Here is a 19,348-nt window from a genome sequence, read left to right as displayed (position 1 = left end):
CCCGGCGATCGTCGGATGAAATTTTCGCAGCCCGGAAGCGTTGGTGGGTGTGAGCGTCCACACACAACGAGGCGGGACGATGACCAGTTTCTCAGGGGAAATCTATGTGAAGGTCGACGACGTCAAGGGCAGCGTGGTCAAGCCGGCGGCCTATGTCGGATGGATTGCGGCCAGCTCCATCACGTGGCCCGGCGGCGACAGCCTTAGGGGCGGTAGGATCAGCGGCAAATTCTTCCCTGACTTCACCGACGGCACGGTCTACCTGACATGCACGTCCGGTCTGCACACGCCGTCCTTGCTCCACTCTGCTGCCCAGGGGCGCCACATCAAATCGATCCAGATTCACCTCATCCATCCCAAGATCACCATTCGGGCGCTGATCGAGGACGTGCTGGTCGCAGTCCGGCTCAAGTCCGACCGGACTGAGGAGGTCGAATTCGCCGCCGCCAAGGGGACCGCAAGCCGTTGAACCCTAGCGCAGATGGCAGGCCACGTGATGGCCCGGCACCACCTCGCGCAGCGCCGGCGAATCGATGCGGCAGCGATCGACGGCGTAGGGGCAGCGGGTGTGGAAGTGGCAGCCGGGCGGCGGCCGCACCGGGCTGGGCACGTCGCCCTGGACGACCAGCTTCTTGCGCTTGATGGCCGGGTCGGGCACCGGCACCGCCGACAGCAGCGCCTCGGTGTAGGGATGCAGCGGATTGGTGAACAGGGTCTTCTTGTCGGTGTGCTCGACGATGCGGCCCAGATACATCACCGCGATGCGGTGGCTGATATGCTCGACCACCGCCAGATTGTGCGAGATGAAGAGGTAGGACAGGCGCCGCTCGCGCTGCAGGTCCATCAGCAGGTTGATCACCTGCGCCTGGATCGACACGTCCAGCGCCGACACCGGCTCGTCGCCGATGATCAGCTTCGGGTTCAGCGCCAGCGCCCGGGCGATGCCGATGCGCTGGCGCTGGCCGCCGGAGAACTGGTGCGGGTAGGCATCCATCTGCGCCCGCCGCAGGCCGACGCGCTCGAACAGGGCGGCGACCTCGTCGCGCAGCGCCTTGCCGCGCGCCACGCGGTGCACCCCCAGTGGCTCAGCCACGATGTCGCCGGCCGACATGCGCGGGTTGAGCGACGAGAACGGGTCCTGGAAGATGATCTGCATCTTGCGGCGATGCGGCCGCAGCTCGGCCTTGCGCAGGCCCGTGATGTCGGCGCCGTCGAGCCGGATGCTGCCGTCGGTCGGCTCGACCAGGCGCAGCACGGCGCGGCCGACCGTGGTCTTGCCGCAGCCGCTCTCGCCGACCAGGCCCAGGGTTTCTCCTTCGCCGATCGAGAAGCTGACGCCGTCGACCGCGAAGACATGGCCGACCGTGCGGCGCAGCAAGCCCTTGCGCACCGGGAAATGCTTCTTCAGCCCGCTTACCTCCAGCACCGGCTTGGCGGCGGCTTCAGGCATGGGCCGCTCCGTAGAGCTCATCCGAGCGCCAGCAGGCCGCCCAGCGGCCGGGCCGCTTCTCCTCGTAGGGCGGATAGTCGGCGTGGCAGCGGTCGACCGCGAACTGACAGCGGGGTGCGAAGGCGCAGCCGGTCGGCAGGTCGGTGAGCGCCGGCACCATGCCGGGGATCTCCTGCAGCCGGCCGGCCTCGACATGGCCACGGATCAGGTCGAGGCGCGGGATCGAGGCCATCAGGCCCGACGTGTAGGGGTGCAGCGGCCGCGCGAAGAGCTCGGACGCCGGCGCCTCCTCGACCTTGCGGCCGGCATACATGACGATCACGCGCTGCGCGGTCTCGGCCACCACGCCGAGGTCGTGGGTGATGAGGATCACGGCGGTGCCGAGCTGGCGCTGCAGGTCGACGATCAGATCGAGGATCTGGGCCTGGATGGTGACATCGAGCGCCGTCGTCGGCTCGTCCGCGATCAGGACCTTGGGATTGCACGCCAGCGCCATCGCGATCATGGCGCGCTGGCGCATGCCGCCGGAGAGCTGGTGCGGGTAGTCGCGGGCGCGCTGCTCGGGCTCCGGGATGCGCACCAGCTGCAGCATCTCGACCGCGCGTGCCAGCGCCGCGGCACGCGTCAGGCCCTGGTGCAGGATCAGGGCCTCGCCGATCTGCCGCCCGATGGTCATGACCGGGTTGAGCGACGTCATCGGCTCCTGGAAGATCATCGAGATGTCGTTGCCGCGCACGCCGCGCATCGCCTTCTCGTCGAGCCGCAGCAGGTCGGTGCCGGCAAGGCTGACGGCGCCGCCCACGATGCGGCCCGGCGGCGTCGGCACGAGCCGGATCAGGGACAGCGCCGTGATGCTCTTGCCGCAGCCCGATTCACCCACGATGGCCAGCGTCTCTCCCTTGCGCACCGCGAACGAGACGTCGTCGACCGCCTTCAAGAGGCCCTGGCGGGTGTAGAAGTAGGTCTTCAGGCCCCGCACGTCGAGGACGACGCCGTCGTCCAGGGCGGCGGAAGCGGACGCGGACTGTACGACCATGCGTGCTCAACTCCGCTGGCGTGGATCGAGGATGTCGCGCACCGCATCGCCCAGCAGGTTGGTGCCGAACACGATGAGGCTGATGGCCACGCCCGGGAAGATCACCAGCCACGGCGCCGTGCGCACGTATTCCGCGGCTGATTCGGACAGCATGCGGCCCCAGGACGGATGCGGCTCGGGCACCCCCAGGCCGAGGAACGACAACGACGCCTCGGTCAGGATGGTCGAGCCGAGCTGGGCCGTGGCCAGCACGATGATCGGCGCCAGCGTGTTGGGCAGCACGTGCCGCAGGGCGATGCGCAGCTCGCCCATGCCGACCGCGCGGGCCGCCTCGACGAACGGCATCTCGCGCAGCGACAGCGTGTTGGAGCGGATGACGCGCGCGACGTTGGGCACCAGCGGTATGGCGATCGCGATGATGGTGTTGCGCAACGACGGCCCCAGCGAGGCGGCCATCACCAGCGCCATCACCAGCAGCGGCAGCGACTGCATGATGTCGATGACGCGCTGCACCACGAGGTCGATCCAGCCGCCGAGATAGCCCGACAGCAGGCCGACCAGGATGCCGAACAGGCAGCCGAGCGCGGTCGCGCCCAGGCCGACCGCCAGCGAGATGCGGGCGCCGTAGACCAGGCGGCTGAAGACGTCGCGCCCCATGAAATCGGCGCCCAGCAGGTAGGTGGCGCTGGGCGCCGCCAGGGACGCTCTCGAGTTGGTCGAGAGCGGGTCCATCGGCGCCACGACGTCGGCGAACACCGCCGCGAAGACGAACAGGGTGAAGATGACGGCGCCGATGGCGCCCAGCGGATAGCGCCGGATCAGCAGCAGGGTGGCGCCGCGCCAGCCGGTGACATGGGCTCCCGCCCTGGCCAGCTCGGCGGCGTGGTCGGCGGCGGTGAAGTCGATGCGCGAGTCGGTCATGGTCAATCCGCGTACCGGATGCGCGGGTCGAGCGCGCTGTAGAGCAGGTCGACGATGAGGTTCACCACGACCACCACCAGCGCGATGAACATCACGAGGTTCTGTACGATCGGGTAGTCGCGCCAGCGGATCGCCTCGACCAGGAAGCGCGCCACGCCGGGGATGTTGAACACCGTCTCGGTGACGATCAGGCCGCCCAGCAGAAAGGCCGCCTCGATACCGATGATGGTGATCACCGGCAGGACCGCGTTGCGCAGGCCGTGATTGAAGTTGACCGCGGCGGCGGACGCGCCCTTGGAGCGGGCGGTGCGGATGTAGTCCTGGCGCAGGACCTCCAGCATCGAGGATCGCGTCAGGCGCATCACCAGCGCCGAGCTGCGGAAGCCGACGGCGGCGGCTGGCAGGCTGTACAGCAGCAGCTCGTCCCACAGGCTGGCGGGCGTGCGCGTGTAGATCGGGATGTCGCCGAAATAGCGCACCGCGGCCATGAGGATCAGCAGCCCCAGCCAGAACGAGGGCAGAGAGAGGCCGCTCAGGCTGAGCACGCGGATGACGTAGTCCAGGCCGCTGTTCTGCCGCACGGCGCTGATGACACCCAGCGGCACACCGATCACGGTCGAGAAGATCAGCGCCAGCAGCGCCAGCTTGGCCGTGATCGGGATGCGTGGCGCGATCTCCTCGATCGTGGGCTTCTCGGACAGGTAGGAGTAGCCGAGGTCACCCTGGAAGAGGCCGCCGATCCATTTCAGGTACTGAGCGGCGATGGGCTGGTCGAGGCCCAGCTCGGCGACGATCCTGGCCTTCTCGGCCGGGTCGACCATGCCGGCCGAGTCGAACAGGATGTCGGCGATGTTGCCGGGCACGATCCGCAGCAGGACGAAGATCACGACCGACATCCCGAACAGCGTCAGGACCATCAGTGCCAGCCGTCTGACGAGATAGGCGCCCATGCCCCGACTCCGTTTCGCGCGGTCGCAGCCTCTACTTGTCCAGCCAGACGTCCTCGAAGCGCCAGTGGTTGTAGATGGTGTTCACCGCGAGGTTGATGCCCTTGACGGCCGGCTGCCAGCAGGTGGCGGCGCGGCCATGGAAGATCACCGGGCGCGCGCCGTCCTCCTGCAGACGCTTGTCGATCTCCCACACCAGCGCCCGGCGCTTGGCCTGGTCCGTCATGACCGATTGCTGGTCGAACAGCTTCTCCAGCTCGGGATTGCAATAGTTCGTGTAGTTGCGCTCGGAGCCGCAGCTGAAGGTCTCGTAGAAGACGACATCGGGATCATCGATGCCGATACCCTGGACGTTCATGCCGACCGAGTAATCCTTGCGCGCCATGCGGGCGTACCACACGGGCGTGTCCAGCGGCTCCAGCTCGCCCTCGATATAGACCTGCTTGAGGTGGTCGATCAGGATCACGGCCGGGTCGCGATAGGCGGCGATATTGCGGGTCGAGACCTTGATCTTCAGCGGTTTGTCCGGGCCGTAGCCCAGCGCCGCCATGATCTTGCGGCCTTCCTCGCGGCTCTTCTCGACGTCGGGCGCATAGCCCGCGACCGTGGCCAGGACGTCGGGCGGCATGCCCCAGATGCCTTGCGGTGGCGGCAGCATGGCGCCGCCGATGTCGCCGTTGCCCTCGGCCACGATATCGACGAACGCCTTGCGGTCGATCGCCAGGCCCATGGCGCGGCGCACGCGCGCGTCGTCGAACGGCGGCTTGTCGCGATTGACCAGCAGGTTCGCCTGGGTGTTGGTCGGCTGCATCTCACAGACGGCCTGCGGTGCCTGCGACTTGATGTCCTTCAAGAGCGGCGTCGTGACCTCACCGGTGAAGGTGAGGTCGAACTTGCCGGCGATGAAGGCCAGCAGGGCCGTCGAGCGGTTGGCGATGATGGTGAACTCGATGGCATCGAGATAGGGCCGGCCCGGCTTCCAGTAGTCGGGATTGCGCACCACCTTCATCGACTCGTTCTGCTTGAACTCGACGAACTTGAACGGACCGGTGCCGATCGGCTTGGTGCGCATCTGCGCCGCCGGCACGTGGCAGGGATAGACCGGCGAGAAGGCGCCAGCCAGCATCGCGAGCAGCGACGGCTGCGGCCGGCCAAGCCGGAACGTGACCTCGCGGTCGCCGTTGGTGGTCACCTCCTTGAGGTTGAAGTACCAGGGCTTGCGCGGGTTCTTGCGGAACCGCGCCTCGGTCGCGCCGATGATGCGGTCCCAGGTGCACTTGACGTCGGCGCTGGTGAACGGCTTGCCATCGTGCCATTTCACGCCGTCGCGCAGGGTGAAGGTGAGCTGCGTGCCGTCCTCGCTCCATTTCCACGCGGTCGCGAGCTCGGGAACGATGGCATCGAGGCTGTTCTGCTTGGTCTTGGGATCGAACACGACAAGGTTGTTGTAGAGCGACATGAACGGCATGACCGTCGAGATCGTGGCCTCCTCGTGGATGGAGGCGCTCGGCGGGTTGTCGCGATGGGTGACGTGCAGCACGCCGCCGGACTTCTGGGCCAGCGCCGGCGCGGCGGCGGCGAGCGCCACGGCGGTGAGCATGGCGCCGATCGATGCCAGTCGAGACGACATGTTTTCCTCCGCTACTGGTACGCGCACGCACGCTTCACTTGTCGAGCCAGACGCCCTCGAAGCGCCAGCCGTTGTAGATGCTGTTGGATTGCAGCACGAGACCCTTGAGATGGGGCTGCCAGCAGGTGTTGGCGACGTTGTGCGAGATGATCGGCCGCGCCACGTCCTCCACCAGCTTGCGCTCCACCTCCCACACCATCTTCTTGCGCTTCTCCCGATCGGCCTCGCGCGACTGGGCGTCGATCAGCGCATCGACCTCCTTGTTGCAGTAGCCGGTGTAGTTGCGCTCCGAGCCGCAGCTGTAGTTCTCGTAGAAGTTCACGTCGGGGTCATCGACGCCCAGGCCGGTGAGGTTGAGGCCGACCTGGTAGTCCTTGCGCGCGATCTTGGAGAACCAGACCGCCGTGTCGACCGCATCGAGCTCGCCCGCGATATGGATCTTCTTCAGCTGGTCGATCAGCAGGACGGCCGGGTCGCGATAGACGGCGATATTGCGGGTCGCCACCTTGACCTTCAGCGGGTTTGCGTCGCTGTAGCCCAGCTCCTCCATGATCTTGCGCGCCGCCGCCTGGTTCTTTTCGGTGTCAGGCCCGTAGCCGGGCAGCGTCGCCAGCATGTCGGCCGGCATCGCCCAGACGCCCTCGGGCCCCGGCAGCATGGCGGCGCCGATCTTGTCGTTGCCCTGGCTCAGGATGTCGACGAAGGTCTTGCGGTCCAGCGCCATGGCCATCGCCAGCCGGATCTTGGGATTGTTGAAGGGCGCCGCGTCGCGGTTGACGATCAGGTTGTTGCTGACGTTGGTGGGCCGCGCCTCGCAGACGGCCTTGGGCGCCTGCGAACGCACGTCCTTCAGCAGCGGGAAGGTGATGTCCGAATCGAAGGTGAGGTCGAACTCGCCGGCGATGAAGGCCAGCACGCGCGTCGAGCGGTTGTCGATGATCTTCCAGTCGATGGCATCGAGATAGGGCCGGCCCGGCTTCCAGTAGTCGGGATTGCGCACGAGCCTGATCGATTCGTTGCGCCGCATCTCGACGAACTTGAAGGGACCGGTGCCGATCGGCTTGGTGCGCATCTCGCGTGCCGGCACGTGGCAGGGATAGACCGGCGAGTAGCCGGCAGCGAGCATCGCGATGAATGATGGTTGCGGACGCCCCAGCACGAAGGTGACTTCGTAGTCACCTTTCGTCGTGATCTCCTTGAGGTTCTGATACCACACTTTGCGCGGGTTCTTGCGCATGTCGCCGCCCTTCTCGGGAGCGGTGAGGCCGGACAGGGTGCTCCAGGTGCAGACCACGTCCTTGCTGGTGAACGGCTTGCCGTCATGCCACTTCACGCCCTGGCGCAGCTGGAAGGTGAGCCGGGTATTGTCGGCGTTCCACGCCCAGCTTGTCGCCAGCTCGCCCACGAGCTTCTCGGGGCTGTTGATCTTCACGTCGGGGTCGAAGAACACCAGGTTGTTGAACACCGCCATGAACGGCATGTTGGTGGAGACCGTGGCTTCCTCGTGGATCGAGGCGCTGGCGGGCATGTCGCGATGGTAGATACGCAACGTGCCGCCGTGCTTCTGAGCCAGGGCCGGACCTGCCAGGCCGGCGACAGCCGACAGAAAGGCAGCCGCAACGGCCGCCAAGGCGGTGCGCATGGGTTTCCTCCGTTCCTACGTCACCCGCGGCCGATGCCGCCGTGCCGTCCTGTTGTTTGTTGGAGCGAACGCTAGCACAGGATCGGGCCGGCCGTGCAAGAGGCTTGGGCTTTTCTTTCGCGGGCCAGCAGGGCGCGAGATTGCTCGCCGCTTTCGAGCGCGGCGCGGTCAGCCCCTCTGGAGCGGTGCACGCACGCAGGTTTATGCTCGCAGCCGGCGCGGGCATGACCTGCGTTCAAGGCCATGGGAGGAAGCGATGTCGAAGTCCGCCGGCGCTGTCGCGTTCGTTGTGTCGCTCGCGTGTCTGTCCGTTCAGGCCTCAGCCCAGATCGCGGTCTCGTCCAATGACCGCAAGATGGTGCTGGACAATGGCGTTCCCAAGGTGGTCGCCGGCCCCAAGCCGGACACGGCGACGGTGATCGACCTGGGTGTCACACCGCCCAAGGTGCTGGCCGAGATCGACGTGCCGGGCAGCGTCGTCGGTCCGCCGCTGTCGGTGGCGGTCGCGCGCGACGGATCGGTCGCCTATGTCGCCTCGGCAATGAAGATCGACGCCAAGGATCCCACCAAGCAGGAGGCGGACGACAAGATCGCGATCATCGACCTGAAGGCCAGTCCGCCCAAGGTGGTCGGGCAGATCCAGGCCGGCAAGGCGCCGTCCGGCATGTCGATCACGCCCGACGGCAAGCTCCTGCTGGTCGCCAACCGCAACGAAGGCAGCGTGTCGATGTATGCCTTGAATGGCCAGGAGGCGCGTGAGCTCACGAAGCTCACGATCGGCAAGGACACGTCGTCGCCCAGCCATGTCGCGGTCACGCCCGACGGCAAGACCGCCCTGGTGTCGATGTACGGCGACAACACGGTGAAGGTGCTGAAGATCGACGGCGAGAAGCTCGAGGACACCAAGCGCGAGATCTCGGTCGGCACACGGCCCTATCCGGTGGTGGTGCATCCCGGCGGCAAGATGGCGCTGGTCGCCAATGTCGGCCGCGGCACCGGCGACGTCGACACCTTGACCGTCATCGACCTGTCGAAGAACCCGGCGCGCGCCGTCGGCTGGGTCGATCTCGGCTATGAGACGCCGGAAGGCATGATGCTGTCGCCGGACGGCAAGTGGTGCGGCGTCGTCCTGCACAACGGCACGGGCCGGCCCAAGGACTCGCCGTTCTTCCACACCACCGGACGCCTGGTGGTCTACAGGGTCGACGGCATGCGCCTGACCAAGGCCGCCGAAGCGCCGATCGGCCGCTGGTCGCAGGGCATCGCCTTCTCGCGCGACGGCAGGACCATCGTGGTGCAGAACATGGTCGAGGAGAACGCCATGGTCTTCCGCTGGGACGGCGCCAAGCTGGTCGACACCGGCAAGCCGATCAAGCTTGGTGGCGGCGGCGCCGCCATCCGGACTGCCGGCGGCCTGTGAGGAGAAGGGCGCGGACGCGGGATTGACCGATGGTCGATCGCAGGCATTGTCATCCCGAGCGCAGCGAGGGATCTCCTGCGAATGGCGCACTGTGCGCTCTGCCGCAGGAGATCCCTCGCTGCGCTCGGGATGACAGGTGTGTCACCAACCAGTGATTCCGGGTACAGGGTCAGCGACGGTGCGTCATCGCCAAGGAGGACCATCATGACCGACCGTGCCCTCGTGCTGTTCTCGGGCGGCCAGGACTCGACTGTCTGCCTCGCCTGGGCGCTCGATCGCTACGACCATGTCGAGACCGTCGGTTTCGACTATGGCCAGCGGCATGCCATCGAGATGGCATGCCGCGAGGCGGTGCGGTTCGCCCTGCGTCGCGGCTTTCCGCGCTGGGCGTCGCGGCTGGGCGCGGACCACGTCCTGGACCTGCGCACCCTGGCAGCCATCGGCGATACGGCGCTGACCAGCAACGCCGCCATTGCCTTCGAGCAGAACGGCCTGCCCAACACCTTTGTGCCGGGCCGCAACATCCTGTTCTTTACCTATGCCGCTGCCGTCGCCTATCGCCGCGACCTCAGGCGCCTGGTCGGCGGCATGTGCGAGACCGACTATTCGGGCTATCCTGACTGCCGCGACGACACGCTGAAGGCGTTGCAGGTCGCGCTGACCCTGGGCCTCGACCGCCGGCTGGTGATCGACACGCCGCTGATGTGGCTCGACAAGGCCGCCACCTGGCAGCTTGCCGAGGCGCTGGGCGGCACGGCGCTGGTGGATCTCGTCGTGGCCGAGACCCACACCTGCTACCTTGGTGACCGCGCCACGCGGCATGCCTGGGGCTATGGCTGTGGCACCTGTCCGGCGTGCGCGCTGCGGGCGCAGGGCTGGGCGCGCTACCGACAGTCCGCCGGCTCGAGGTAGCTCTGGGACACGCCGCCATCCCAGGGCTGTGCCGGTCAGCGCCTCGCCGGACGCATGGCTGTCCAGGCCCGCAGTGGTGCGAGGCGGGCCGACTTCTTGCGCTGGTGGCGATCCATGCGGCGCAGCACATCGTCGAGAAAGCTTACGCCTTCCACAAGATGCGGCCCCTTGTTGAGCATGACGCACTCGGCGCGCTGGCCCATGGCCGCATCGGTCGTCTCAGCGCGTGTCGGCAGGCCCTTGCGGACCAGCTGCTCCAGCACCTGCGTCGCCCAGATCGCCGGCACGTGCGCCGCCTCGCACAGCCACAGGATCTCTTCCTGGACTTCTGACAGCCGCTTGAACCCAAGGTGCAGCGCGAGATCACCGCGCGCGATCATCACCGCGAGCGGCTGGCGGCCGGCCGCCGCGACGATCAGCCGTGGCAGGTTTTCCACCGCGCGTCGGGTTTCGATCTTCAGCACCACCGGCAGCGGTGCGGCCGCGCCGCGGCGCGCCGCCAGCTCGCGCTGAAGCCAGTGGACGTCCTCGGCCGTCTGCACGAACGAAAAGCCGACCATGTCGGCGTTGCTCGCCACGAAATCGAGATCGGCGAGATCCTTTGGGGTCAATGCCGGCAGCATGACATCGGTGTCGGGAAAGTTGAGCCCCTTCTTGCGCTTGAGCCGCACGCCCTTGTCACGGGCGATCGTGATGCGCAGCACGGCGCCCCACGGTGCGCAGCGTTCGACCACGGCGCCGAGCTTGCCGTCGTCGAACCACACCTGCGCCCCGGTGACGAGCGCCCCGACGACACCCGGAGCCTGACAGGCAACGGAGGGAATGCCGATATCCGCCGGGGGCGGGTTGCCGCCGGTCAGGGCGAACCGGTCATCGACGGCGAGCCGCGGCATGTGCTCATCAAAGAGCGCGTCGATGCGGATCTTGGGGCCAGCGATGTCCATGAGCACCGGGCAATGGCGGCTGCTTTCGGCGGCGGCGCGCACGTGCCTGATCATCGCGGACCAGATCGTTGGATCGTCGTGCGCGCAGTTGATTCGGAAGCAGTCGGTGCCAGCGGCGATCAGCGCCGGCACCAGGCCGGGATCGGTCGCTGCCTCGGTCGGCAGGGTGACCATGACGCGCGTCTTGGGCCCGTGAGGATCCGCGCCGAACAGCAGGCGCTTGTTCTCTCGCAGGATGATCTCCCCGTGCTGCCAGGCACGGCGATCAGGCCGTGAAATACCCGCCGGCAGGGGCTGTCCGGCAATGGCGGCGACGGCGGCGATGACCGCGTCGAGACTCTCAAGGACGTGGCCTTCGCTCCGGCCCAGGGAGGACAAGCCCCAGAAGCTCAGCTCGTCCTGCAGCGCTCCGAGATCGTGGCGGCGCAGCGCGAGATACGCCGCGAGATTGGCGGCGCTGGGGGTGAAGGCCGCGCGCGTGATCCCGGGTTGCCAGTCGGCAAGTGCCGCCGCGGCCTCCATGGCGACCGCTTCGCGCAGCGCAACGAGCTCGTCGAGCAAGGCGCCGGGCTCGCTCATGACCTCAACCGCATCGGTGTTGTCTGACATGGCGCAAGTATACCCGATAGAAGAGCTGGCGGATCAATCGGAACGCGCGGTGCACCGCAGATGCATCTTGCCGCCATGCCGATGACAGCGCCGTGAACGGCACTGCGTCCGGAAGAAACGTCGTCGTCACTGGCCGTGCTCCTGTCCATTGCTGCATCCTGAGCCTCGCGCGAGGGTCGACGAGAAGGTGGGCTGGCGATGGCTCCCGGCAAAGAAAAAGGGCCGGGATCATGCCCGGCCCTTCATCCTGCGTAACCGGGAAGCTAGCGGCTCACCACGTCGCCATGCGCTCCTTGAGCATGCCGTCGAGCGTGTCGAGGAACTGCTGCGTCGTCTGCCACGGCTCGTTGGGGCCGATCAGCAGCGCCAGGTCCTTGGTCATCTTGCCGCTCTCGACGGCATCGACGCAGACCTTCTCCAGGGTATCGGCGAACTTCACGAGATCCGGCGTGTCGTCGAACATGCCGCGGTACTTCAGGCCCTGGGTCCAGGCGAAGATCGAGGCGATCGGGTTGGTCGAGGTCGCCTTGCCCTTCTGGTGCTCGCGGTAGTGGCGCGTGACCGTGCCATGCGCCGCCTCGGCTTCGACCGTCTTGCCGTCCGGCGTCATCAGCACCGAGGTCATCATGCCCAGCGAGCCGAAGCCCTGGGCCACGGTGTCGCTCTGCACGTCGCCGTCGTAGTTCTTGCACGCCCAGATGAAGGCGCCTTCCCACTTCAGCGCCGAGGCCACCATGTCGTCGATCAGCCGGTGCTCGTAGGTGAGCTTCTTCTCCTTGAACCTGGCGGCGAATTCCTCGTCGAACACCTTCTGGAACAGGTCCTTGAAGCGGCCGTCGTAGCGCTTGAGGATCGTGTTCTTGGTCGACAGGTAGACCGGCCAGCCGCGGATCAGACCGTAGTTGAACGAGCTGCGCGCGAAGCCGATGATCGAGTCGTCGATGTTGTACATCGCCATGGCGACGCCGCCGCCGGGGAAGTCGAACACGTTGTGCTCGATCGTCTTGCCGTCCTCGCCCTCGAACTTGATGGTCAGCTTGCCCTTGCCGGGCACCACGAAGTCGGTGGCGCGGTACTGGTCGCCGAAGGCGTGGCGGCCGATGACGATCGGCTTGGTCCAGCCCGGCACCAGCCGCGGCACGTTCCTGCACACGATCGGCTCGCGGAAGATCGTGCCGCCCACGATGTTGCGGATCGTGCCGTTGGGCGACTTCCACATCTCCTTGAGGTTGAACTCCTTCACCCGCGCCTCGTCGGGGGTGATGGTGGCGCACTTCACAGCCACGCCGTGCTGCTGCGTCGCCTTGGCCGAATCGATCGTGATCTGGTCGTTGGTGCGATCCCGCGCTTCGATGCCGAGATCGTAGTACTTCAGGTCGATGTCGAGGTACGGCAGGATCAGCTTGTCCTTGATGAACTGCCAGATGATGCGGGTCATCTCGTCGCCGTCCATCTCGACGACCGGGTTCTTCACCTTGATCTTGGCCATGGAACAACCTTTTGCCGTGGAAGTAGGGAGGACTCGGCGTGGCCCCACGACGCCCCGCCGGCGCGCGGGTTCTAGCGGACGGGGCAGGGACGGGCAAGGCGAGGCAAACGGTCGGGCCGCGGCGCTGGAGTGCCACACCGGCGCCTGGCGCCGGATCATGAGCGGCGCTGGAGCGCCGCGGCCCGGCCTTATGCGTTCACGTCTTCTCGATCTTGGACGGAGTCCGGTCGGTCGGCATGGCGGTCAGGGTGGGCAGCACCGCGTCGACCGTGGGCACGAAGCGGATATGGTCGTGCAGCTCGGGCCGTGCGAAGCGCGTCGCCACGCAGCGCTCGATCAGGGCCTTGAGCGGGTCCCAGTAGCCGTCGGCCTCGACCACCACCATCGGCTTGGCGTGCAGGGACAGCGTGCGCCAGGACAGGATCTCGAACAGCTCCTCCAGCGTGCCGATGCCGCCGGGCAGCACGACGAAGGCGTCGGCCCGCTCGAACATGGCCATCTTGCGCTCATGCATGGTCTCGACGACGATACGCTCGCTCAGGTGCTCGTGCCCGACCTCGGCGCGCAGCAGGAAGCGCGGGATGATGCCCACGACACGGCCGCCGGTGGACAATGTGCCGTCGGCCACGGCGCCCATCAGGCCGACCGCACCGCCGCCATAAACCAGTCCCACCTTGTGCTCCGCCAGCAAGCGTCCGAACCGCCGCGCCTCGCGGGCATAGCGCGGGTCGGATCCGGGGCTGGAGCCGCAAAAGACGCAGACAGCATGAAGGGCAGGGAGGGCAGCGTTGGTCATGACGGGGCTTTCTGCCGGCATGGAGGGGTGTTCGTCCACAGCGCCAGCGCTGATGCCGGCCGCCGAAAGCGGTTCCGGCGCCCGGCGCGCGGTGGCATGATGCTGTTCCCACGAAGTGCTGCGTGCGTAAAGGTACAACGGACGAGCCGATGAGTCGCGAATCAACCCCACCCCCGGGAACGCCGCCCGACGTTCCCGACGAGGAGGCGATTCGCTCGGCCGTGGCCGCGCTGGCGAAGAAATTCGCGCCGGCGCCTGATACGGCCGCGCCCGAGGCCGACCCGGCGCCGGTGTCGCCGCGCGAGCCGCCGGCCGAGCGGCTGCGCAGCGCGCCGGTCGCCGACAGCGTCATGGCGACGACGCGGCGGGTCACGATCAAGCGGCCCAGCACGCCCGATGCCCGGCCGCCAACGGACGATGAGGACATCTGGGTGGTGCCGGGCTCGGCCGCGGCCTCGGCCGAGGCCGTCGCCAGCGTGACCACGCCGTCGGGCGCGCCCACCCGGGTTGCGCCCGCCGCAGCAAGCAATGCCGTGCGTCCCAGCTTCCGCCTGTCGCGCTGGCTGCCGGGCGTGGGTGTGATCCTGCTGGTCGGCATCTTCGCGAGCTACTGGATCGGCATCACGCCCTGGCAGCGCGACGCCAGCACGCCGGCAGGCGGGCAGGTCGCCGATGCCACCCGTCCGCCGCCGGCAGCGGCCGGGGCGCCCCCGGGGGCGGCGCCGGCAGCGGCTGCGCCGTCTGCACCGTCGCCGTCCGCACCGGCGACGGGCGCGAGGCCGGCCGGCCCTGCTGCTGCCCCCGCCGTGCCGCCGGTTGCCGCCGGCAGCCCGGCACCGCAAATCGCCGGGGCGCCGCCGCCGGCCGCTGCGCCGGCACCCGCCGATGCGACACGGTCAGCCGATGCGGCCCGGCCGGCGCCGCCGGCCGCATTGCCGACGACGTCCACGCCCGCCCCGGTACCGCCGATGGCGCCGGGGACTATCGCCCCGACCTTCGACATCGCGCGCATCGCGCCTGACGGGCGCGGCGTGATCGCCGGCCGCGCCGCGCCGGGCGCGCGCGTGACCGTGCTCGACGGCGAGCGGGTGCTGGCGGCGGTGGACGCCGACGCACGCGGCGAGTGGGTGGTGGTGATCGACCCGCCGCTGGCGCCAGGAGCGCATGATCTGCGGCTGGTGCAGCACCGCGACGGGCGGGAGATCGCACGGTCCGACCGTACGATCACTGTGGATGTCCCGGTCCGGTCCGGCGCGCTGACGGCGCCCGCGGCGGCCGGAACGTCACCGCAGGCCGGTGCGGCCCCATCCGCGTCGCTGCCGCTGGTGGTGTCGACGCCGGCGGCCGGCGGGCCGAGCACGGTGATCCAGGCGCCCGGCGGGCCCGATGCGCTGGCGCGCTCGGGCAAACTGGTGCTGGGCGCCGTCGACTATGACGAGCAGGGGCAGCTGACCGTCACCGGGCAGGCCCCCGCGGGCACGACCGTGCGGGTTTATGTGGACAACCGCGTGGCCGGTGACGCGACCGCCGGAGTCGACGGGCGATGGACCCTGCAGCCGGCCGACGCAATCGCGCTGGGCAAACGCACGGTGCGGATCGACCAGCTCGGCGCGGGCGGGGGTGTCACGTCGCGCCTGGAGGTGCCGTTCGAGCGCATGACATTGGCGCGGCCGGGGGTTGTCACCATCGTGCGGGGTGACAATCTGTGGAACATCGCCCGCGCCCGCTACGGCGACGGGCAGCGCTATACCGTGATCTACGAAGCCAACAAGAACCAGATCCGCGATCCTAACCTGATTTATCCTGGTCAAACGTTCGTCATCCCAAAATCCCTTGATTGATAAAGTGTTGGAAGGTGATCTTGAATTTGAATATGAGCTTGTAGGGCGCCGGGATGCTGGCTGACTTCCTGATTCCCATCCATCGTGAGGGCTGGCGATTCATCGGCATTTTTGCCGGTGCGACGCTGGTGGCGGCGCTGTTCATCGGCCCGCTGTTCTGGCCGCTGTTTCTTCTAAGTCTTTGGTGCGTCTACTTTTTTCGTGATCCACCGCGACTCACGCCGCAGCGCGAAGGATTGTTCGTCGCGCCGGCCGATGGGCTGGTGCGTGAGGTGGGTCCGGCTGTGCCGCCGCCCGAGCTCGGCCTGGGCTCGGCGCCGCTGATGCGGGTCAGCACCTTCCTGAGCGTCTTCGACGTCCACATCAACCGCATTCCGGTCGATTCAGCGGTCGAGGTCGTGGCCTATCACCCCGGCAAGTTCCTGAGCGCCGCCGACGACAAGGCCAGCGACGAGAACGAGCGGATGGCAGTCAGCCTGCGCCTGCCCGATGGCCGGATGGCCGCGGTGGTGCAGATCGCCGGGCTGGTGGCGCGCCGGATCGTCTGCCAGCTCAGGCCTGGGCAACGCGTGCGGGCCGGCGAGCGTTATGGCCTCATCCGCTTCGGCAGCCGCACGGATCTCTATCTCCCCGATGGCGTGCAGCCCCTGGTGTATCCGGGCCAGCGGATGATCGGCGGGGAGACCGTGATTGCCGATGCCGCGACGGCCGATGCGGCGCCGCGGCCCGCGGTCGAGCTCTGAGGCAGGGAGGCCTGTCATGGCCGGCATACCACCTCCGGCGCCGCGTCCCGGCGCTTTGCGCGGCTTGTCGGTCAACCGCCTGCTGCCCAATGCGCTGACCACGATCGCGCTGTGCTCGGGCCTGACGGCGATCCGCTACGGCCTCACCGGCGACTACCGGTCGGCCGTCCTGGCGGTGATCGTCGCGGCGATCTTCGATGCCCTCGACGGCCGCGTCGCACGCCGGCTCAACGTCACCAGCCGCTTTGGCGCCGAGCTCGATTCGCTGTCAGATTTCTGCGCCTTCGGCGTGGCGCCGGCGCTGCTGGTCTACCTGTCGAGCATGGAAGCGGCGGGCAGCCTGGGCTGGGTCGTGACCTTGATGTTCCCGATCTGCAGCGCCATGCGGCTGGCGCGTTTCAACGTCGGCCTCGCCGCCGACGTGCCGCCGCCGGTCTGGGCGGCCGCGTTCTTCACCGGCGTGCCGGCGCCGGTAGGTGCGCTCCTGGTGCTGGTGCCGCTGATGCTCAGCCTCAGCCCCGATATCGCCTGGGGCTGGCTGCGTCACCCGGTCACCGGCGGCGCCTTCCTGATCGGCGTCGCGGCGCTGATGGTGAGCCAGCTGCCGACCTATTCGTTCAAGAAGGGCCGGATCCCGCCGCACCTGGTGCTGCCGATCTTCCTGGGCATCTCGCTGGTGGTCGGCCTGCTGGCGACGTCGCCCTGGGTGACGCTGCCGTGCATCATGCTGCTGTATCTTGCGACCCTGCCACTGAGCTGGCGTGCCTACCGTCGGCTGGAGGCCACCGAGCGCGCCGCGCAGGCGTCGTCCGCCGGGGCTGGGCACCCGGCGCCGGCCGAGCCGCCGCGGCCCGGCGGCGCGGGCATCGTGGCGCTGCGGCCTCCGGGCGGCGGCGAGGGTGGCGACCGCTCGCGGCTATAGGGTGCGGTGATATCGTCCTCCCCGCAGCGTTGGGGAGAAGCGCGTGATGCTGGACCCGTTCGTCCGCCGTCTCATCGATCCGCCGCTCGACCGGGCGGGCGCCTGGCTGGCGCAGCGGCGCGTGGGCGCCAACATGCTGACCGGCCTGGGCCTGGTGGTCGGCCTGCTCGTCCCGCCGCTGCTGGCAGCGCAGGACTATGACGCGGCGCTGGTTGTGATCCTGGCCAACCGCCTGCTTGATGGCCTCGACGGTGCCGTGGCGCGGCGGACCGCGCTCACCGATTTCGGTGGCTACTTCGACATCGTCGCCGACATGGTGTTCTACGCCGTCACGGTCCTGGGGTTTGGCCTTGCTGATCCGCAGAACGCAGTCTGGGCGGCGCTGCTGCTCACCGGCTTCATGGGCACCAGCACGTCCTTCCTGGCCTGGGCTGCCGTTGCCGCCAAGCGCGGCGAGGCGACCACGACGCATGGCCGCAAGACGATCTACTACAGCACCGGCATCGTCGAGGGCACGGAGACCGTGCTGTTCTACATCGCCATGTGCCTGTGGCCTGATGCGTTTCCCTGGCTGGCCGGGGTCTTCGCCGCCCTGTGTCTGTGGACCACGCTGGCACGCCTGCTGGCGGCGGCCGACGCCTTCAGAGCCTGAGTCGTGCGGCGGTGCCTGTGGGGCTATCCGCCGAGCAGGCGCGACGTCAGGCCGCCCGGCAGCACCATGGCCAGCCACACGGCGGCCTTCGTCGGCCATGGAAAGGCAATGCGCGCATGGTTGCGTCCCAGCCCTCGGCGGATGATCGCCGATGCGCGCTCGGCGGTCATCAGGAACGGCATGGGGAAGTCATTGTCGCCCGTGATGCGGCTTTCGACGAAGCCAGGGCAGATGGCGCTGACGCCGACGCCGTCGGCCTTGAGCTGGATGCGCAGGCTTTCGGCCAGCACGCGGCCGGCGGCCTTGCTGGCGTTGTAGCCGGCGGCGCGCGGCAAGCCGATAAAGCCTGCCAGCGAGCTCACGATGCCGACCTGGCCGCGGCGGCGCGATCGCATCGCCGGCAGCAGCGGCAGGATGGTGTTGAGCGTGCCGTCGACATTGACGGCGAAAGTGCGCCGCATCGCCTCGCCATCGCCGATGTCACGGCCTTTCTCCAGCGCCACGCCGGCATTGGCGACCACGAGATCGATGGGGCGGGCGGCGTCCTGCGCCAGCAGCCAGGCTTGGAGCTGCTGGCGCTCGGTGATGTCGATGGTCGCGGCCTCGACCTCGGCGCCGCGGGCGCGGCAGGCATCGGCGACGGCGTCCAGACGCGAGCCGTCACGGCCGACCAGCGCCAGGCGCGTGTCCTGGCCGGCATAGTCGCGCGCCAGCGCCGCACCGATGCCGCTGGACGCACCGGTGATCACGATCGAGCGGAATGGTGTCACACCTCGGTCCCGAGATCGCGGGGCCGGATGAAGGCAACGAGCTCGCCGCGGCTGCGGCCGCCGATCTCTGCCCAGTCGTCGACGGGCAGGCGCAGCCACGCCACCGCACCGGTCGGGAACTTGGCGCGCATCGAGGCCAGCGCCGTCGGCTCGCCGGCCGTGGCCAGCAGGATCGCGGCCTCGGCCAGCCCCTCGTTGTGGCCGATCAACAGCGCCGAGCCGACATCCGCCTCGAGCTGGCGGAAGCGATCGACAAGGCGCTCGGCCTCGGCCAGGTAGAGCTCGGGCTCCAGCCGCGTGGGCGGCGGCGACGGATACGCATCCAGCACGTGGTCCAGGGTCTCGCGCGTGCGGCGCGCCGGCGAGCACAGGATCAGGTCCGGGCGCAGGCCGCGCCGGCGCAGCTCGAGCGCGACAAGGGAAGCGGCCCGGTGGCCACGCCCGTTCAACGGCCGGCCGTGATCGCCTTGCGCCACGGTGTGGGGGACGGCCTTGGCATGCCGCATCAGCACCAATTCTTTCATCGTTCGGATCTGGCCTCTCTGTTGGGTGCAGCATACAGCAGCTTCGGCGCCGGCGAACTGTCATGGCTGCATTCCTGCACGTCAGGGCAGATTCCAAGAC

18 protein-coding genes are annotated in these 19,348 nt (G+C 68.3%); 7 read left to right on the top strand and 11 right to left on the bottom strand.

Annotation, left to right across the window (positions count from 1 at the left end):
* Positions 1–79: 79 nt before the first annotated feature.
* Positions 80–469 (top strand): type VI secretion system tube protein Hcp, encoded by a 390-nt coding sequence (locus FHP25_RS01210; protein ID WP_147845049.1) that lies wholly within the window; start codon positions 80–82, stop codon positions 467–469.
* Between the two features lie 3 nt (positions 470–472).
* Here the strand turns inward: FHP25_RS01210 and FHP25_RS01205 are convergent, their stop codons facing one another.
* The 6 genes from FHP25_RS01205 to FHP25_RS01180 are packed head-to-tail and all read right to left on the bottom strand — an operon-like array spanning position 473 to position 7,626.
* Positions 473–1,450 (bottom strand): ABC transporter ATP-binding protein, encoded by a 978-nt coding sequence (locus tag FHP25_RS01205; RefSeq protein WP_147845048.1) that lies wholly within the window; start codon positions 1,448–1,450, stop codon positions 473–475.
* A complete protein-coding gene (locus FHP25_RS01200) occupies positions 1,443–2,486 on the bottom strand; it encodes an ABC transporter ATP-binding protein (protein WP_147845047.1) in 1,044 nt (347 codons plus the stop codon). Before FHP25_RS01200 ends, FHP25_RS01205 begins: the two co-directional genes overlap by 8 nt.
* Positions 2,487–2,492: 6 nt before the next feature.
* Complete coding sequence (locus FHP25_RS01195; protein WP_147845046.1) at positions 2,493–3,407, bottom strand: ABC transporter permease; 915 nt, start codon at positions 3,405–3,407, stop codon at positions 2,493–2,495.
* Between the two features lie 2 nt (positions 3,408–3,409).
* The gene (locus FHP25_RS01190; RefSeq protein WP_147845045.1) at positions 3,410–4,357 is read right to left on the bottom strand and encodes an ABC transporter permease; all 948 of its coding nucleotides are present in this window, start codon (positions 4,355–4,357) and stop codon (positions 3,410–3,412) included.
* Positions 4,358–4,388: 31 nt separating this feature from the next.
* Complete coding sequence (locus FHP25_RS01185) at positions 4,389–5,984, bottom strand: ABC transporter substrate-binding protein (RefSeq protein WP_147845044.1); 1,596 nt, start codon at positions 5,982–5,984, stop codon at positions 4,389–4,391.
* Positions 5,985–6,018: 34 nt separating this feature from the next.
* Positions 6,019–7,626: an ABC transporter substrate-binding protein gene (locus tag FHP25_RS01180; RefSeq protein ID WP_147845043.1), complete on the bottom strand. Its 1,608-nt coding sequence runs from the start codon at positions 7,624–7,626 to the stop codon at positions 6,019–6,021.
* Positions 7,627–7,882: 256 nt separating this feature from the next.
* On the opposite strand from FHP25_RS01180, the gene FHP25_RS01175 reads away from it, so the two are divergent.
* Both FHP25_RS01175 and queC read left to right on the top strand, forming a co-directional pair.
* Positions 7,883–9,046 (top strand): YncE family protein, encoded by a 1,164-nt coding sequence (locus tag FHP25_RS01175; RefSeq protein WP_178133197.1) that lies wholly within the window; start codon positions 7,883–7,885, stop codon positions 9,044–9,046.
* A 204-nt stretch (positions 9,047–9,250) separates the two neighbouring features.
* The gene (gene queC, locus FHP25_RS01170) at positions 9,251–9,958 is read left to right on the top strand and encodes a 7-cyano-7-deazaguanine synthase QueC (protein ID WP_147845041.1); all 708 of its coding nucleotides are present in this window, start codon (positions 9,251–9,253) and stop codon (positions 9,956–9,958) included.
* Positions 9,959–9,993: 35 nt separating this feature from the next.
* Here the strand turns inward: queC and FHP25_RS01165 are convergent, their stop codons facing one another.
* The 3 genes from FHP25_RS01165 to FHP25_RS01155 form a co-directional block, all read right to left on the bottom strand.
* Positions 9,994–11,511, bottom strand: coding sequence for a pyruvate kinase (locus FHP25_RS01165; protein ID WP_178133196.1), 1,518 nt, complete (start codon positions 11,509–11,511; stop codon positions 9,994–9,996).
* A gap of 271 nt (positions 11,512–11,782) precedes the next feature.
* Positions 11,783–13,000 (bottom strand): NADP-dependent isocitrate dehydrogenase, encoded by a 1,218-nt coding sequence (locus FHP25_RS01160; protein WP_147845040.1) that lies wholly within the window; start codon positions 12,998–13,000, stop codon positions 11,783–11,785.
* 196 nt (positions 13,001–13,196) lie between these two features.
* The gene (locus FHP25_RS01155; RefSeq protein ID WP_147845039.1) at positions 13,197–13,796 is read right to left on the bottom strand and encodes an LOG family protein; all 600 of its coding nucleotides are present in this window, start codon (positions 13,794–13,796) and stop codon (positions 13,197–13,199) included.
* A gap of 149 nt (positions 13,797–13,945) precedes the next feature.
* Here FHP25_RS01155 and FHP25_RS01150 point away from each other — a divergent pair, with 149 nt between their 5' ends.
* From FHP25_RS01150 to FHP25_RS01135, 4 genes are read left to right on the top strand one after another with little or no spacing between them, the layout of a single operon-like run.
* Positions 13,946–15,637, top strand: coding sequence for a LysM peptidoglycan-binding domain-containing protein (locus tag FHP25_RS01150; RefSeq protein ID WP_147845038.1), 1,692 nt, complete (start codon positions 13,946–13,948; stop codon positions 15,635–15,637).
* 53 nt (positions 15,638–15,690) lie between these two features.
* The gene (locus FHP25_RS01145; protein ID WP_147845037.1) at positions 15,691–16,380 is read left to right on the top strand and encodes a phosphatidylserine decarboxylase; all 690 of its coding nucleotides are present in this window, start codon (positions 15,691–15,693) and stop codon (positions 16,378–16,380) included.
* A gap of 16 nt (positions 16,381–16,396) precedes the next feature.
* On the top strand, positions 16,397–17,302 hold the full coding sequence (gene pssA / locus FHP25_RS01140) for a CDP-diacylglycerol--serine O-phosphatidyltransferase (protein ID WP_147845036.1): 906 nt from the start codon (positions 16,397–16,399) through the stop codon (positions 17,300–17,302).
* A gap of 46 nt (positions 17,303–17,348) precedes the next feature.
* Positions 17,349–17,954 (top strand): CDP-alcohol phosphatidyltransferase family protein, encoded by a 606-nt coding sequence (locus FHP25_RS01135; protein WP_147845035.1) that lies wholly within the window; start codon positions 17,349–17,351, stop codon positions 17,952–17,954.
* Between the two features lie 23 nt (positions 17,955–17,977).
* Here the strand turns inward: FHP25_RS01135 and FHP25_RS01130 are convergent, their stop codons facing one another.
* Both FHP25_RS01130 and FHP25_RS01125 read right to left on the bottom strand, forming a co-directional pair.
* A complete protein-coding gene (locus FHP25_RS01130) occupies positions 17,978–18,724 on the bottom strand; it encodes an SDR family NAD(P)-dependent oxidoreductase (RefSeq protein WP_147845034.1) in 747 nt (248 codons plus the stop codon).
* Positions 18,721–19,248, bottom strand: a complete 528-nt coding sequence (locus tag FHP25_RS01125; RefSeq protein WP_147845033.1) for a SixA phosphatase family protein — start codon at positions 19,246–19,248, stop codon at positions 18,721–18,723. The genes FHP25_RS01130 and FHP25_RS01125 overlap by 4 nt, the downstream gene beginning before the upstream one ends.
* Between the last annotated feature and the right edge of the window lie 100 nt (positions 19,249–19,348).

The sequence above is a fragment of the Vineibacter terrae genome (assembly GCF_008039615.1).
Classification (GTDB): domain Bacteria; phylum Pseudomonadota; class Alphaproteobacteria; order Reyranellales; family Reyranellaceae; genus Vineibacter; species Vineibacter terrae.
The sequence above is the reverse complement of the archived record's forward strand: the minus strand, read 5'-3'. Positions and strand labels throughout refer to the sequence as shown.

Coding starts and splice junctions, on each gene's coding strand:
- FHP25_RS01160 (WP_147845040.1), bottom strand. CDS start 13,000: ATGGCCAAGATCAAGGTGAAGAACCCGGTCGTCGAGATGGACGGCGAC.
- queC (WP_147845041.1), top strand. CDS start 9,251: ATGACCGACCGTGCCCTCGTGCTGTTCTCGGGCGGCCAGGACTCGACT.
- FHP25_RS01165 (WP_178133196.1), bottom strand. CDS start 11,511: ATGTCAGACAACACCGATGCGGTTGAGGTCATGAGCGAGCCCGGCGCC.
- FHP25_RS01125 (WP_147845033.1), bottom strand. CDS start 19,248: ATGAAAGAATTGGTGCTGATGCGGCATGCCAAGGCCGTCCCCCACACC.
- FHP25_RS01210 (WP_147845049.1), top strand. CDS start 80: ATGACCAGTTTCTCAGGGGAAATCTATGTGAAGGTCGACGACGTCAAG.
- FHP25_RS01185 (WP_147845044.1), bottom strand. CDS start 5,984: ATGTCGTCTCGACTGGCATCGATCGGCGCCATGCTCACCGCCGTGGCG.
- FHP25_RS01200 (WP_147845047.1), bottom strand. CDS start 2,486: ATGGTCGTACAGTCCGCGTCCGCTTCCGCCGCCCTGGACGACGGCGTC.
- FHP25_RS01195 (WP_147845046.1), bottom strand. CDS start 3,407: ATGACCGACTCGCGCATCGACTTCACCGCCGCCGACCACGCCGCCGAG.
- FHP25_RS01180 (WP_147845043.1), bottom strand. CDS start 7,626: ATGCGCACCGCCTTGGCGGCCGTTGCGGCTGCCTTTCTGTCGGCTGTC.
- FHP25_RS01190 (WP_147845045.1), bottom strand. CDS start 4,357: ATGGGCGCCTATCTCGTCAGACGGCTGGCACTGATGGTCCTGACGCTG.
- FHP25_RS01145 (WP_147845037.1), top strand. CDS start 15,691: ATGCTGGCTGACTTCCTGATTCCCATCCATCGTGAGGGCTGGCGATTC.
- FHP25_RS01135 (WP_147845035.1), top strand. CDS start 17,349: ATGCTGGACCCGTTCGTCCGCCGTCTCATCGATCCGCCGCTCGACCGG.
- FHP25_RS01155 (WP_147845039.1), bottom strand. CDS start 13,796: ATGACCAACGCTGCCCTCCCTGCCCTTCATGCTGTCTGCGTCTTTTGC.
- FHP25_RS01205 (WP_147845048.1), bottom strand. CDS start 1,450: ATGCCTGAAGCCGCCGCCAAGCCGGTGCTGGAGGTAAGCGGGCTGAAG.
- pssA (WP_147845036.1), top strand. CDS start 16,397: ATGGCCGGCATACCACCTCCGGCGCCGCGTCCCGGCGCTTTGCGCGGC.
- FHP25_RS01150 (WP_147845038.1), top strand. CDS start 13,946: ATGAGTCGCGAATCAACCCCACCCCCGGGAACGCCGCCCGACGTTCCC.
- FHP25_RS01175 (WP_178133197.1), top strand. CDS start 7,883: ATGTCGAAGTCCGCCGGCGCTGTCGCGTTCGTTGTGTCGCTCGCGTGT.